Annotated in this window: 11 protein-coding genes, 1 tRNA gene and 1 pseudogene; 5 read left to right on the top strand and 8 right to left on the bottom strand. The window is 54.4% G+C overall.

The window, feature by feature from the left end; all coding sequences use genetic code 11:
* Nucleotides 1–74 precede the first annotated feature (74 nt).
* From thiL to VNL73_05780, 7 genes and pseudogenes are all read right to left on the bottom strand, one after another.
* Nucleotides 75–1,049: a thiamine-phosphate kinase gene (thiL, locus tag VNL73_05810; GenBank protein HXF48922.1), complete on the bottom strand. Its 975-nt coding sequence runs from the start codon at nt 1,047–1,049 to the stop codon at nt 75–77.
* Nucleotides 1,050–2,507 carry a hypothetical protein gene (locus tag VNL73_05805; protein ID HXF48921.1) on the bottom strand — a complete coding sequence of 486 codons (1,458 nt, stop codon included), beginning with the start codon at nt 2,505–2,507 and terminating at the stop codon, nt 1,050–1,052.
* Nucleotides 2,508–2,526: 19 nt separating this feature from the next.
* Nucleotides 2,527–4,098 (bottom strand): NAD(P)H-hydrate dehydratase, encoded by a 1,572-nt coding sequence (locus tag VNL73_05800; GenBank protein ID HXF48920.1) that lies wholly within the window; start codon nt 4,096–4,098, stop codon nt 2,527–2,529.
* 2 nt (nt 4,099–4,100) lie between these two features.
* Nucleotides 4,101–4,913 (bottom strand): orotidine-5'-phosphate decarboxylase, encoded by an 813-nt coding sequence (gene pyrF / locus VNL73_05795; GenBank protein HXF48919.1) that lies wholly within the window; start codon nt 4,911–4,913, stop codon nt 4,101–4,103.
* 43 nt (nt 4,914–4,956) lie between these two features.
* Nucleotides 4,957–5,868, bottom strand: a pseudogene (locus VNL73_05790) (dihydroorotate dehydrogenase).
* Nucleotides 5,865–6,704, bottom strand: a complete 840-nt coding sequence (locus VNL73_05785) for a dihydroorotate dehydrogenase electron transfer subunit (protein ID HXF48918.1) — start codon at nt 6,702–6,704, stop codon at nt 5,865–5,867. The pseudogene VNL73_05790 and the gene VNL73_05785 overlap by 4 nt, the downstream one beginning before the upstream one ends.
* Before the next feature lie 58 nt (nt 6,705–6,762).
* On the bottom strand, nt 6,763–7,875 hold the full coding sequence (locus tag VNL73_05780; GenBank protein ID HXF48917.1) for a hypothetical protein: 1,113 nt from the start codon (nt 7,873–7,875) through the stop codon (nt 6,763–6,765).
* 952 nt (nt 7,876–8,827) lie between these two features.
* Here VNL73_05780 and VNL73_05775 point away from each other — a divergent pair.
* From VNL73_05775 to VNL73_05765, 3 genes are all read left to right on the top strand, one after another.
* A tRNA-Asn gene (locus VNL73_05775) sits at nt 8,828–8,899 on the top strand.
* 110 nt (nt 8,900–9,009) lie between these two features.
* On the top strand, nt 9,010–9,894 hold the full coding sequence (locus tag VNL73_05770) for a T9SS type A sorting domain-containing protein (GenBank protein HXF48916.1): 885 nt from the start codon (nt 9,010–9,012) through the stop codon (nt 9,892–9,894).
* A 99-nt stretch (nt 9,895–9,993) separates the two neighbouring features.
* Nucleotides 9,994–11,970: an alkaline phosphatase D family protein gene (locus tag VNL73_05765; protein HXF48915.1), complete on the top strand. Its 1,977-nt coding sequence runs from the start codon at nt 9,994–9,996 to the stop codon at nt 11,968–11,970.
* Between the two features lie 23 nt (nt 11,971–11,993).
* Here VNL73_05765 and recR read toward each other — a convergent pair whose 3' ends face one another.
* On the bottom strand, nt 11,994–12,593 hold the full coding sequence (gene recR / locus VNL73_05760; GenBank protein HXF48914.1) for a recombination mediator RecR: 600 nt from the start codon (nt 12,591–12,593) through the stop codon (nt 11,994–11,996).
* A gap of 113 nt (nt 12,594–12,706) precedes the next feature.
* Between recR and VNL73_05755 the strand changes: the two genes are divergently transcribed.
* Both VNL73_05755 and VNL73_05750 read left to right on the top strand, forming a co-directional pair.
* Nucleotides 12,707–13,774, top strand: a complete 1,068-nt coding sequence (locus VNL73_05755; GenBank protein ID HXF48913.1) for a hypothetical protein — start codon at nt 12,707–12,709, stop codon at nt 13,772–13,774.
* A 30-nt stretch (nt 13,775–13,804) separates the two neighbouring features.
* A complete protein-coding gene (locus VNL73_05750; GenBank protein ID HXF48912.1) occupies nt 13,805–15,079 on the top strand; it encodes a hypothetical protein in 1,275 nt (424 codons plus the stop codon).
* The last annotated feature ends 122 nt before the right edge of the window (nt 15,080–15,201 follow it).

The raw sequence follows: 15,201 nt of genomic DNA, 5'->3' as shown, positions 1-15,201 counted from the left end.
CCCCCCTATATGTCAAGAGGTTTTTTAACTTAATGGGAAACAAGAACTTGAACTGCCCCTTCAAGAAGGTGGATTCAAAAATGCCGAAAACCGGTCGGAATAATTTCAATAATTTTTCCGCCCCGTTCTTTCATAGAAACCTTCTTCGGCCCCTTCACCGTCCACCCGATTACGGTAAACGGAACCTTCCGATGCCCGCGATTGTAGGCCAAAAGTTTTTTTTCTTCCGAAGCGGGACAGGTGAACAAAAGTTCGTATTCCTCCCCGGAGCTCAAAGCCAATTCGGTGGCCGACAAATCGAGTTCTCGTGCTTCTTTAACCAAAGCCGGATGCAGGGGGAGCTTCTCTTCCTCGATGACGAACCCCACCCCGCTCGCTTCCCGCAGATGGTGCAGTTCGGAGGACAGCCCGTCCGAGATGTCAATCATTCCGCCGACTTTGATTCGAGAGGCAAGAAAGCCGGACTCCAAAAGCCGCGGATTGGGCCGCAAATGTTTTTCTGTTAATGCGGACAAACTTCGTTTCTTCGATTTTGAAAGCAACTTAAATCCTAAAAGCGATCGCCCCAGCTCGCCGGTTACGACGACCAATTGCCCCGGTTCGGCGCCGGAACGGGTGAAAAACCGCCTGCCGGCAATTCCCACCATCGCCATATCCATAAAAAATTCCCCGGAACGAACGATGTCCCCGCCGACGATCGAGCCGCCGTATTTTGACAGCAAAGTCGAAATCCCTTTATACGTTTCAAAAATGCTTTTTTCGGAAAGCCCCTTTCGCACCCCCAGGGTGATGACAGCCGCCAGCGGTTTTCCTCCCATGGCGGCGATGTCGGAGAGATTGCCGCAGGCCAGCCGCCAGCCGACGTCAAAGACGGAAAAGTATTGCAGGTCGAAATGAACGTTCTCCACCACCCCGTCGCAGGTGAAAAGCAGATTCTCTTTTCCAAAAGAAAGAACGGCCGCATCGTCGCCGGCCCCCAAGCGGACTCGCCGGTGGCCCGTTTTCAAAATTCGCTTGAATTTTTCAATTAACCCGAACTCGGAAAGCATCTATTTCCGCAAGTGCGGCGCGTTCCAGAAAAAGCGGCTTGCCCCGTCGGAGGTGGCAAACCAGACGTGGTCGCCGTCCGCCTGAATCTGATAAATCTCGTTGGAGGCCAGCCCGTCCAGTTCGGATAGAAACTCCCACTCCCGGTTGGCAAAGTCAAACTGGTACACGCCGGAGCGCACCGCGGCCCAAACATACTTGCCGTTGGCACCGAGCGCGTACACGTCCAGATCCGCCTCCCCCGCCGGCGAGCGCCACCCTTCGGTGGAATCGCTGGTGGTGTTAATCTTTGCCAACCCCCGAATCCCCCCCGCCCACAGGTATTCCCCGGAGACCGCCAAGGCCCGGATGGTGGAGGGGGTGATTTGCTCCGGGTCGGAAAAGCGCTTCCAGTTTTTCTCCCCCGCCGCCAGACGGTAAAGCCCCCGGTTCGTGGCGGCCCACAGATATCCGCCCGCCATCTTTAAATCATTGATGACCGCGCCCGATATTGCCGGCGTGGTCAGATTCCACACCGAATCGGTTTTGATATCGACGGCATACACGCCAAAGCGGGTGCCGGCAAAAAGCCCCGTTTCCGTGGCCAAAAGCGCAAGCACCGACTCCCCGCGCAGCCCCCCCCGCCGCCCGGCGGGGCGGAAATACCCCGTCTTCCGCTCGTAGCGGAGGATCCCCTCCTCCGTCCCCAGGAAAACAAAGTTTTTGTTCCCGGCAATGGCCCGGATGTCGTCCGGGGGAAAATTGGCGGCCAGTCCGGCCTCAAAATATGTCCACTTCTCCTCCTTGGAATTCCATTGCACAAGCCCGCCGCCATCCGCTCCCTTTCGCAGGCAGGCAAACCAGATCTCGTTGTTGCCAATTAGCAGGGAACCGACTCGCGAGGTCAGAAGGCCGTACGGGAGTCGCTCCAGATTGCCGGTGCGCAAATCCGCCACGAAAGGTCCCAACCCCCAGCTCCCAATCCACAAATTGTTGAACCCGTCCTCCTGCCAGTCGGTAAAGCGGAAGCGGCGGAAGTTGTTGTCGGAGACCTGCCCGTCCCCCAAATAGCGCAGCCCGATGTCGCGCGGCAAAAGAAAGGGGAGCTTGGAACGGCTGTGGTTCCCCAGGCTGTCCGGAAAGGTGGACAAATACCATTCCCCGAAGGCCGGCAAAAAATAGGCCGCCCCCTGCTGGGTGGCGGCGTACACCTGGTCGGTCAGTTGGTCATAGGCCAGCTGCCGGATGTAGTTGTCCGGCAGTCCGTCCGCTTTGGTCAAAGGCGCTTCGAAAAGCTGCCGGTTTCGGTCATAACGCAACACCCCCTCCGTGGTGCCGAAATAAACGTGGGAAAAGCCGACCGCCACGGAGGTGACATAGCGGAAATTTCCGTACGTGACCCAGTCCCCCGGCCGAAAGCGCCCCTTGGCCCAAGCGGCCGCCGAAAACATAAGAACGAACAGAAGGGCCCGTTTAATCATTCTTTACTTTTACGCCCGGCTACCACAAACGGACGGGAACGCCTAAAGCTGGTTGGACGGGAAATCCATGCAATTGGCGAAACGCCTCAGGCAGGGCCGAAAGAATATCCCCCGCAATCATGCTTCGTTCTCCCAACATCTCGTTGGCAATATCTCCCGCCCGGCCGTGTAGAAAAGCCGCCGCCGAGGCCGCTTTTAACGGTTCCATTCCCTGTGCCAAAAGCCCGGCCAAAAGCCCGGTCAAAACATCTCCGGAGCCGGCCGTCGCCATTCCCGAATTACCGGTGGGGGAAATCCATACCTCTCCGGCGGGAGTAGCGATTATCGTCGGCGCTCCTTTCAAAAGCAAAATGGAATTCAATTCCACCGCTCCCCGCTTGGTGGCGCCAACCCGGTCGGACTGTATCTCCTCGGCGGGTATTTTTAGCAGGCGTGAAAGCTCTCCCATATGCGGCGTCAAAACGGTCGGAAATTTACGCTCCTTCAACACCTCCGGCTTTTTGGCGACGGCGTTCAACCCGTCGGCGTCGATGACCAACGGCTTTTCCAAATCGGCCGTAAACCGCTGCACCAACTCCATCGTTTCAAAATGCTGCCCCAATCCCGGCCCGACGGCAACGACGTCAGCCTCGTTGGCATATTGACGGACTTCTCCGAGCGAACGCAACGCTATCGTCAGTTTTTTTCTTATTTCCGGCAGCGGTTTTATCACCACTTCCCGCAGTTGCGCGGCAATCGCCGTGCATAGGGAGGCCGCCGTTCCCAAAAAGACCATCCCGGCGCCGGAGCGCAAAACCGCCTCCGCCGCCATCGCCGCCGCGCCGGTCATCCCCAGCGACCCGGCCAGAAGAAAAACCCGGCCGAAAGTCCCCTTGTGCCCCTGCGGGTTGCGGGCCGGAAGCCAGCCCGCCGCTTCCCAGGGCGTGACCAAATTCAGCTCTACTTTTTGCGCAACCGCTTCAGCCGGTATGCCAATATCCACCAGTTGCAGTTGTCCAACAAATTCCCGCCCGGGATAGAAAACTTGCGCCGCTTTGGGATAGGCGAAGGTGACCGTCCGGGCAGCGGCAAAAACATCCAAAAGCGGACGCTCCGCATCGGCGTCGAAGCCAGAGGGCACATCCACGGCGATTACAGGAAGCTTTTGTTGGTTGACAACACTGACCAGCTCGGCAACTTTCGGCGGCAGTTCTCCGGTGAAGCCCGTGCCAAACAACGCGTCGATAATTAAATCCGGCCGGAACTGCAAAACGGGTTTGGCGCTGCCGTCCCATTCCGAGAGCGGCCCGCGGTATTTTTTCAGATTGGCCGCGCTCGCCCCCTTTACCTCCATCTTCTTGGCCAGAAGAAACACTTTCACTTTGGCCTTTTGCGCAAGCAAGAGCCGCCCGCAAACCAGCCCATCCCCGCCGTTGTTCCCCTTGCCGCACAAGATTGCAACCTTTTTCCCGGCGGGCTTCCCCAAAAAATCCGCGGCCGAAGCGGCCACCCCCGCGCCCGCTTTCTCCATCAAATCAACGACCGGAATTTTAAAATTTTCAATCCCTTCCCGGTCAATCGCTGCCATTTGGCGCAGAGTGGGTAAAAGCATGGCTAAACCCAAACGGAAAGGAGCGAATCGATTTCCGCTTTCATTTTTTTCAGTTCCGCCTCCGCCTTTTCCTTGTAGTCGGGGCCGGACGAAGCATACAAAACTGAACGGGAGACGTTGATAAGCGATGGAATTTTTCCAGCATCCGTTCCGTAGCGCACGGCCTCGGCCAAACTCCCCCCCTGTGCCCCCACGCCGGGAATCAAAAAGGGAAGCGCCGGAGCCGCTTCCCGAACGGCAGCCAGCTGCTGCGGATGGGTGGCCCCGACCACCAATCCGATGTTTTTGTTTTTGTTCCAGTCGGAAGCCCGCCGCGCCACCCGCAGATAAAGCGGGTCGGCAGGCGGAAACAGTTGAAAATCGGAAGCCCCGGCGTTGGAAGTCAAGCAAAGCAGATAAATGCCCTTTTCCGGGTTTTCAATGAAGGGTAAAAGCGAATCGGAACCTAAATACGGGTTCACCGTCAAGGCATCCCCCCCCAGCTCGTCGAACATGGCCCGCGCATACATCCGCGCCGTGTTGCCGATATCCCCCCGCTTGCCGTCAAGGATGATGATTTTACCCTTCGGAATCGCCGCGCAGGTCTTCTTCAGGATTTCCCAGCCCAAACTCCCCAAGGCCTCATAAAACCCCAGATTCGGCTTGTAAGCGGAAACATAATTGGCGGAAAGTTCAACCATCTCCAGATTGAACTTCAAAATCGAATCGGGCGACTTGGCGAACGGAACGGGAAGCTTCTCCAGCTCCGTGTCCAGTCCCAAACAGAGATGGCCGGAGCCCGAGCAAGCCGCTTTAAGTTTGGGCTCGAAGCTCATCTAATTTGGGCGCTTGAACGGTCGCCGCTTCTTTTTCGGCCGGAACACGCAGCGTTCCGACCAGATTTTTAACAGCGGCTATTTTCTGCTCTTTCAGATAATTTTCGATTCCTTCCACCACTTTAGGCGCAGCCAAAGGATCGGTGAAGTTCGCCGTGCCCACCTGCACCAGCGAGGCCCCGCAAACCATAAATTCCAGAGCATCCGTGGCGCTCGAGACTCCGCCAATCGCCATCACTGGAATTTTCACCCGCCGGGCGACCTTATGCACCATCGCCAAAGCCACCGGCTTGATGGCCGGGCCGGAAAGCCCGCCGGTGACGTTGGACAAAATCGGCTTCCTCTTTTTCAAGTCAACAGCCATCCCCACCAGCGTGTTGACAAGCGATACGCCGTCCATGCCGGCCTCCTCCGCCGCCCGGGCAACGGCACCGACATCTGCGGTGTTCGGCGAAAGCTTGGCGATGAGCGGCAGCCGGGTCGCCTTCCGCACGGCGGAAAGCACCCGGAAGGCCGGCTCGGGCGTGGCGGAAAACTCCAGCCCCCCTTCCTTGACGTTCGGACAGGAGATGTTCACCTCAAGGGCATCGATTCCATCGACATCCGAGAGCCGCACGGCCAATTCAACGAACTCCTCGATAATGGAACCGGCGATGTTCACAACGAGCCGGGAGCCGGCCTTCCGCAGAAAAGGCATCTTTTTGGACAAAAATTTATCGATCCCCGGATTCGCCAGTCCGATGGCATTCAGCATTCCCCCTTTGGTCTCGAACGTCCGGGGATAGGGATGCCCCGGCCGGGCTTTTTTGGTAATCGACTTCGTGACGATCCCGCCAAGTTGCGAAAGGGGATAAAAACTCGCCATCTCCTCGCCGTAGTTGAAGGTGCCGGACGCCACCAAGACCGGGTTGGCGAATTCAATCCCGGCGAAGTGGATTTTCAAATCCGGTTTCAATCCGCCTCCCACACGAGTTGGCGCCCGTTGAAAACCGGCCCGTCGATGCAGGCCCGCTGGTAGATGAAGCCGTCCGAAGTTCTGGGAAATTCCGATTCCATTTTTTCGTCCGGGACGGACTTGACCGCGCAGCCGATGCAGATGCCGTACCCGCAGGCCATCGCCGTCTCCAAGGACACCTCAATGGGCAGACCGAATTTTTTGGCGATTTCCACCGTCTTGGCCATCATCCCATCCGGCCCGCAGGAAAGAATCCGAACCGGGCTCCCATTTCCATTCTTCTCTAGCCACTTTTCCAACAAATCCGTGACGCGCCCCCGGTAGCCGTAGGAGCCGTCATCGGTGGCGAATTGAAGATTGGTCGCAGAAGGCATCAGTTTTTTCAAGGCCAGCGCCTCATCTTTTGACCGCGTCCCCAAAAAGAGCTGGGCATCCCGACGCATATTTTTCGACAAATCCTGCTCATAAAAATAAAGCGGAGCCAGGCCGACTCCACCGGCAACCAGAAGGGTCCGCTCCTTCTTTTTGGCCCGTCCGAAACGGTTGCCGAGCGGCCCGACCATTTTTAAGCGGTCTCCAATTCTTTTCTCCCGCAAAAGCGTGGTGCCGAAGCCGTAGCTTTTGCCGAGTATCGTCAATTTCCCCTTTTTGGGGTCGGCGTAAAAGACCGAAAAAGCCCGCCGCAGAAAAGGGTCTGTGCCCGGCTCGACTTGAATCATTACGAACTCCCCCGGGGCGCATTTTTTTGCCAGCTCGGGGACGGCAAATTCAAGGAAAAACATCCGCCCGGGCAGTTTTTTGGCTTGGGTCACCACGGCGTCGTAGTCTTTAAGCATGCCGATAAGCTATGATAGAAATATCGGGGTATCAATGCAAGCCCAAAAACCGCCCGGGCTACTGCGGCTCGACAACCGGGACGGCTTCCGCTTCAATGGAGGGAACGGTCAACAAATCCGCTCCCTCCTTTTTGCGCACGGCCAGATAGGCCAAAACCTGCGTGCCGAAAACCACCGCCAAACCGTACGCGAGCGAAAACAAAAGCAGAACGAAGAACGAAAGCCCTAAAATAAAGGAGGAAACTTGGCCCAGTTGGCCGATATCCGGCGCCCCCTCCGAAACCGGCAAATTGATGACCGCATCGCTCCAAGGGGAAATGGAGGTGGCAAAAATCACGAAGGGGGTGTCCGGCCGGAAATAATTGAGGGCGGTTTCCAAAAGATAATCCCACTTGTAGCCGACGATCTCGGAGGCGAGATAGTCAAAGAGTCCAACGGAGAGGAGAAAAAAATAGGCCAGAGCCAAACTCCCCAGCTTGGCCAATCCAAGACCGATGGCGTTGTACCCCGCGAAGCGCCAGGGCTGCCGCCAGATGGAGTTGAAGAGATTGAAGACCACCTCGAAGGTATCCCCGGGCTCCACGGCGGCGATGGTCGGGCCGAAGAAAATCCCGACGGTCAAAACGCCCCAGACGAAGACCAGAACGCCGGCGAAAATCATAAGCGGAAAAAGGAAGAAAACCGAAAGCCCCAGCTCTCCCACCCCGGGGAGTCGGCCGAGTAGGATGGGCACCAAAAGCATGATCAGAACCAAAAGTGAAAAAAGAAAGATGAAAAACGGCGGCAGATAAAGTTTGCGTTTGTGTTCGAAAAGATACTGGAGGGCGTCCTTCGCGGAAAAAAACGGGTTGCCGTGCAGTTCCTCGTAGTTCAGCTTGGCGGAAACGAACGAGGCGGTGAGGTACGAGAAGCCGAGCCAGGCAAACAGCAGAATCGCCAGCATGCCGCCCAAAAGCCCGCCCGCCTCCATATCAAAATATGGAAACAGGGAGTAATCGTTCCAGGTTTGGGCAAAGGACTGCCCCTGCATCCATTGATTCAAGTAGGCCAGAACGAAGTAGCCCGCGTAGCCGGCCAGAATCCCCCAAAAGGCGATTCGTATTTTCTTGCCGGAAAGGGCAAAGCGGGGGGCGAAAAAAATATCCCTGTAATCGTAGGTCAATTTCCGCACGCGGTGGCAAAAAAGTCCGGCGTTCAGGAATTGTCAAGCCCGAACGAATCCTGCCATATTGGGCAAGGGCCGCAAATCCCCAATTCCTATTCTTCAGGTGCGATTTTGCCCAAAAAAAATCCCGCCCTGAAACTTCGGGGGCGGGATTGAAGTGCATCATCCACCCGGGCGGTACGCTCACACCCGGGGGATTTTAGGCCTTACTTCTTTCCTTTCTTTTTGGCCTTTTTGGTCTTTTTCATTTTCTTCATCCGAAGAATCACCTCCTTAATTTTAGGGTTATCTGGATCAGACGAGAAAAATGAAACTTTGGGAAGACCGGCCCGGCTTTAAAAGCCCCGTTTTTTTGTCAACTTCTTCCATCCGGCGATATTAAAACGACTTAGCAAAAACTTGTCAAGAAATTTTTTTGTTTTTTCGCTTTTTTGTTGCGGCGGTTGTTTGTACCTCCGGCCCAAAATTTATTTAATCAACCGGCAATTTTTCGCCGGTAGTGCAAGTTGTTTGAAAGCAAGTCGTTAGCAAAAAATTTGATTTTTCATAGGGAAAATTAGATTACACTTCATCCAATATTCACCAATTTTAAAGCCCCGTCCGGCGGGCCCAAATTATCTCCGGTAGCGAATTTGGGGAATGAAAAAAATCTTAAGTCGTTTGTTTGAAAAAAGTTAGGCCGGGATTCGGGCGGGAATTCAGACCGGTTGGCGGGGATTTTTTGAAATTGGCACGGCCTTTGATAAATAAACGTCTCGAGAGTGAGAGGATAAAAACTCTACCTCCTTTTCAACGTCTTACGCCTCCTCCCCGCCCGGTGTGTGGCGACACCGGGCGGGGTTCTTCTTTTTTGCTGAATAAATTCCAACGCACCCCGGCCGCAAAAAGCTCCCCTTTTTGGCCCGAATCTAAAAAGTTGACAAAGCCGAATTCCCCTCTATATTGATCGAAAATTCATTCCCCGGTAACTCAACGGTAGAGTGAGCGGCTGTTAACCGCTAGGTTGTAGGTTCGAATCCTACCCGGGGAGCTTTTACGCCAAAAAAGGGGCTTGCTTTGGGGGGGGGATGCTATATGTTCCGACTCATCATGAACAGGGTTTTTGACCGTTTCGGACAATCTGTAAATAAGGAGGGTGGGATGAAACGTTTGCAAATGTTTTTGGCCGCTTTTCTTCTTGTCTTTCTGCTGCCGCTGATTTCGGCCGCGCAGGATTCCATCCCAAATGCCGGCTTTGAACAGTGGACGGCGGGGGACCCGGAGGGCTGGCTGACTTCCAATGCCGACCCTTTCTATAACGTCACGCAAAGTTCCGACGCGCATTCCGGAAACTGGGCGGCCCATGGAACTGTCGCCGATTTTTTCGGTTTCGCCATCCAACCCTACCTCATCGCCGCGACGGCGGGGGAGCCGGGGATTCCGATAAATGAGCGCTGGGCCTCCGTGCGCGGCTTTTACAAAATGAATCCCGACTCGGGGGATAAATTCATCGTGGATGTCGTGTTCAGCAAGGCCTCCAATCCCGTCGCCGCCGGCGGCTTTGTGGATTCCAACGTCGTTTTGTCCTATCAGGAATTCGTGGTGAATATGACCTATTTTTCCAGCGACGTTCCGGATACCGCCTTTATCACCATAACGATGGTCGGCCCCAACGGCGCGGATTACCACAACGGTTCGGTTATGATAGTGGACGACATCTCTCTATCCGGCGTTGCGACGGCAGTAGAGGAACAAGCCGACCAAAAACCGATGGATTTTGAACTGCGGAATTACCCGAACCCCTTCAACCCCCAGACCACCATTTCCTATATTCTGCCCCAAAGCTCCCCGGTCCGGCTGCAAATTTTCAACCTGCTGGGACAGCCGGTGCGGACTTGGGCCGAGGAGGAACAGAGCGCCGGGCGGCATTCGGTTGTTTGGGATGGACGGGATGACAACGGAAAGGCGCTTTCCAGCGGCGTTTATTTTTACCGCCTCGAGAGCAAAGGGCGTTCGGAAGTAAAAAAAATGCTTCTGTTGAAGTAACCGGAAGGGGGGAGCATCCTCCCTTTCCCTTGCGCAATTCAACCCGCGCCGGTATTTTTTGCAAAGATGGCAAAATCGAAGCAAAAAATATCCGGCGTTATGTTTTTCTTTTTTTTGGTTCTGCTCTTCGCACGGACGCTGCCGGCGGAGACGCTGATTCCCAAACTCTCTGTCTGGAACTATTTTGCGGATGCGGCCTATCCAAGCGGTGCGTGGAACCAAACAGGATACGACGATTCCGGCTGGCCCTCCGGAGCGGGAATTCTGGGATATGGGGAAGCGTATGTTGCCACGACGGTGGCCTACGGTCCCGACGCTAACAACAAGTACATCACCACCCTTTTTCGCCATTCGTTTCAACTGAATTCCGACCCGGCACAGATAACCCAACTGACCCTTTCCGCCAACTACGACGACGGGTTTGTCGTTTACCTGAACGGAACCGAAATTGCCCGCCGGGCCATGCCGGGCGGGACCATTGTCCATTCCACACTTGCCTCCTCGCACGAGGCGGGGGCATACGAAGCGATTGACGTCTCCGGCTTCATTGGCAATCTAATCCAAGGAACCAACCTTCTGGCCGTGGAGGTGCACCAAACCACGGCCAACAGCACCGATTTGGTTTGGGATGCCGAGTTGGTTTCGAGCAACAGCCAAGTGGAATTTATCTGGTCGGGCGCCGTCACGCCGAGTTCCGCCGTGGTGAAGGCAAAACTGATTCCGGACGGCGGCATCGCCCGTTTGGCGGTAAGCGCTGCGCCCGATTTTTCCTCCTCCATTTATTCTAACTGGGATACGGCGGTAACGACGGAAAACAACCGGGTCGTCCGTTTGGAAGCGACGGGGCTTGCCCCAAGGCAAAGATATTACTACGCCGTGGAAGTGAACGGCACGCTCGACACCGGAATTGTGGGGCGGTTTGAAACCTTTCCGACTGACACCGGCATGTTTACGATTGCCATGGGCTCCTGCGCCCAGACCGGCTCGAACAGCCAGTCGTTTGCCACGATTCATTCCCTCAATCCCCTTTTCTTTCTCCATCTCGGGGACATGCATTACCAGAACATTGGTGTGAACGACCCGAATTTGTTCCGCCAGGCGTATGAAACCGTGCTTTCCTCTCCCAACCAATCCCGGCTTTACCGGGATTTTGCTCTCGCCTATATTTGGGACGACCACGATTTCGGCCCCAACAATTCCGATTCCACTTCGCCGAGCCGCTCGGCCTCCCGGGCCACCTACCGGGAATACGTGCCGCACTATCCCCTGGCAGCAGGGATGGGGAACGCACCGATTTATTACACGTTTGACGTGGGGCGGGTGCATTTCATCGTCTGCGATTCCCGCTCGGCCCGCAGCCCGGAGTTTGCGGTGGATGACGCTTCCAAGACGATGCTGGGGACGACGCAGAAGGCCTGGTTCAAGCAGGAGCTTTTGAATTCCAAATCCAATTATCCCTTGCTCGTCTGGGTGAACACGCTCCCCTGGATTGGCTCCCCCGGCGGCGGGGATGCCTGGTACGAATACACGAATGAACGGCGGGAGTTAGCGGATTTCATCAAGGCCAATGGCATAAAAAATATTTGCATGCTCTCTGGCGACGCCCATATGCTGGCGATTGACGACGGCACGAACAGCGACTACGCCACCGGCGGCGGCGCGCCCTTTCCCGTGATGCATTCCGCCTCGTTAGACCAGACCCCTTCCCTCAAAGGGGGGCCCTACAGCCACGGCGCCTTTCCGGGGCGGGGGCAGTTCGGCGTGATGACCGTCTTCGACCGGCAGGAGAGCTTGCGCGTGGTTTGGAGCGCCCGGGACTCTGCCAACAACGAGAAAACGGCCTATAGCTTTGTCGTTTGCGAAAACGGCGTGAAGGGGGATTTGAATCTGGATGGAAGCTTTTCACCCGCCGACGTGGTGGCGCATCTGGTGTGCGTTTTTGACGACAACACGGGAAACTGCAACCCCTGCCTTTCGGATTTGAATTGTAGCGGGGACCTCACCCCGGCGGATACGGTTTTGGAGCTCTTCCGCGTTTTTTCCAACGAGCGGCTCCCCTCCTGGTGCGGGCTGTAACGGAAATTTACGGGCGGAAGAATCTAATCCACGACCTGCCGGTCGGCAAAGGCGCGCAAAAGAGTTCCCTGATCGACAAATTCCAAATCCCCGCCAACGGGAACGCCCCGGGCAATGCGGGTGACGCGAACCCCCAACGCTTTTAATTCTCGCGCCAGATAAGTCGCTGTGGCTTCCCCTTCGGTGGAGGGGTTGGTGGCCAAAATAACTTCCTTGACCTCGCTTTTTGCCCGTTGCAACAACTCTTTGACGCGCAGTTCCCCCGGCCCGACGCCATCGAGGGGGGACAAAACACCTCCCAAGACGTGATAGCGCCCGCGGAACTCGCCGCTTTTTTCGATGACCGCCAAATCGGCCGGTTCTTCCACCACGCAGAGAGTTGTTGCATCTCGCTTGGCATCCGAACAAATGGGGCAGGGGTCGGTGTGGGTGTAGTTGAAGCAGAGCGAGCAGGCCCGGATTTTTCCCTTCAAATCCAAGAGCGCCTCGGCCAAAAACTGCACCCGCTCGGCATCCGCTTTCAACAAATGAAAAGCCAGCCGCGCGGCGGTCTTTTTGCCGATGCCGGGGAGCCGGGAAAACTCCTCTATTAAGCGGTCGACGGGAGAGCCATTGGAATTCACAGAGGAAGTATAACACCCGGGAATAAGAGCGGCAAGACGGGACAGAAAAGCGCTTGACAATCTGTTTTTCCGCTTCATCTTACCAGCAAGACAAAGGACTAACGGATGCGGTAATGAAACTACTTGTCCCGAAGCTCGTCGAGGGAATACTATCGGTCAGCTTTTTCCTCCTCGCACTTACCTCTTTGTCTATTGCCCAGCAGCCCGTCTTCGGCCCACCGGTAAACTTAGGGCCGAGGATTAATACGGCCTCTCACGAATTGGACCCCTTCCTCACCGCCGATGGGAAAAAGCTGTTTTTTTCCGACGGCGCGGATATTTGGTTTTCCGAATGGCTCAACAACAATTGGACGCAGGCCGTAAGATTAGCACCGCAGATTAACTATGGTATCCATTACCAAGTTTCCCCAAGCGTTTCGCCGGACGGACAAAAACTGTATTACGTGGATGCTTCAAGGGATGGTTATTACTGGGACATTTGGGTTTCAATTTGGGATTCTTCAACTAACAACTGGGGTACCGCTCAACATTTAGATTATCCCATAAACACCGCAGGCGTCGAATTTTCCGCAAGAATAGGCCCGGATGGTAGAAAACTTTATTTTAGCACCAGTTATTGTTGTGATAGTCTTTACCCGGATGGCCGCTGCGGCTTTTATGTGAGTGAATGGAACGGAAGCAGTTGGTCTTTACCAGAATTCTTAGGCGGAGGCCAATGTGAAGTCTCCCAGTATCCGTCAGTCACTGCTGACCTTCAGGAGCTTTATTATCATCAGTATGTGAGTGACGGGGGAAGCATCTTCGTGAACTGCTGGGAACAATCAACATGGGGGCCGCAAATAGATCTACGGCCACAACTTGGTGGGCGGACAGCAACGCCTTTTATTACATCAACAGGCGACAGTCTGTTCTTTTCAGCCTGCAATGATTTCCCTGGCTTTGGAGGATGCGATATTTGGTTAGCTACACGAATGCTTTCCGGCGACTTAAATTTGGACAGTCAATTGACTGCGGCAGATGTAGTTTTGGAACTAAACAAGGTATTTCTGGAAGAATCGTATCCAGCCCCCCCTGCGGCGGGAGAAATGACCTGTGATGGAAATTTTACGCCCGCCGATGTTGTGGTTTTGCTCCTACGAGTATTTGGAAACATTAAATCATCGACAATGTTAGGAGACTAAAAAGTAAATTAATCATAAACAGGAGGAGATATGGAATTATCTTATCGGATGAGCAAGGGTATTTTGTTGTCAGCATTGTTGCTGCTAAATTTTTCAGCAGGTTCTGCGCAAGAACCATCGTACGACACGACTGGTTGTTGGACAAACTCCTCCGCTACCGCCTCTGCGCTGGGAATTGATACCATAAAGGCGATCGCAATTTTTGCTTGCAAAACGACCGCTTCAACAACGGCTAAGCCGGTTTGGGCTGATAGTATTTGGGATTCTTCTTTGCAGCATAGCGTTCCTCGTTATTACAAAGATAACTCCCTTGGAAAATACATAATGAGTGCAGTTGCATCCGGTCGAACCAGCACTACTTGTTGGACTTCGACGTACCCTGTGCCCGATCCCTTGGGAGGCGGTTCCGACGAGCCTTTCGGGTTTCAGTTTTTCGATGACGTTATGAGGCAGGCGGACGATTCCATAAACTTCGCAAATTTCGACCGGGACCAAGATGATACCGTCGATGCCTGTTTCTTTGTCGTTGTGAACCACAGCGGTAATTCCGGAGCGTGGCTTGGACTTACTTCATGGGAGTATCGCACCAAGGACACTAACGGCACCGGCGACACGGTAATAGTCGCACCCGATAAATTGGCTTTGATTCGGAGCTCTCAAAAAAATCGAGCAATGGCGATTTGCACCCATGAATGGGGGCACGCTCTCTTTGGGCCAAATGACTACTATGGGCAGAGCGGCGTTGGCAATTGGGGATTGGGAGCTTTTTCCGTAATGGGTTACGAAAGAGGGTTTCCTGGCGACGGTCGCCCCGTTCCGGTTGACCCGTTGAACCGAGTAAATGTCGGTTGGGTTTCACCCATAACGATTTCGCAACCACTCTATCAGCAAGCCATTTCTGATTATTTGACAACAGGAACTGTTTATAAGCTTACTTACACTTCAAATCAGTACTTTTATATAACTAATTACAGAGGAGAAGTCTTTGCAAATAATCCTGCTTCTTTCTGGCAAGATCAATATGGCGGGCACGGTTTATTAATTTGGCATGTGGGCGGCCCTTATGTAGGCAATACAGGTGTTGTAGATGTTGAACTGGCGAGCGGATTATACAATATGAATAGCAATTGTGACACAATTAGCTCAAACCCAGTTTCTGGAAAGGACAGTTTGGATTGTGCAAACATAAATTCTAATCCTGTCATTGGATACAACCCCGACAACGTACAAAGTGGTTGGTGCTTTTGGAATTCTCTGCCCACGAAAACTACGTTTGACGGCAAAAGTTGTACTGCTCCCCTTTAGTCAAGCGGCCTGATATGGAGTCATCGGGCTGAGGTTATAGGTTTTCTCGAACCTGTTCGGCGGCTGGTAGCCCAGGGCCGAGTGCAGGTAGGTTTCGTTGTACGTTTCGATCCAGCCGTTCA

The sequence above is a fragment of the Verrucomicrobiia bacterium genome (assembly GCA_035574275.1).
Lineage (GTDB): Bacteria > Zixibacteria > MSB-5A5 > DSPP01 > DSPP01 > DSPP01.
The sequence above is the reverse complement of the archived record's forward strand: the minus strand, read 5'-3'. Positions and strand labels throughout refer to the sequence as shown.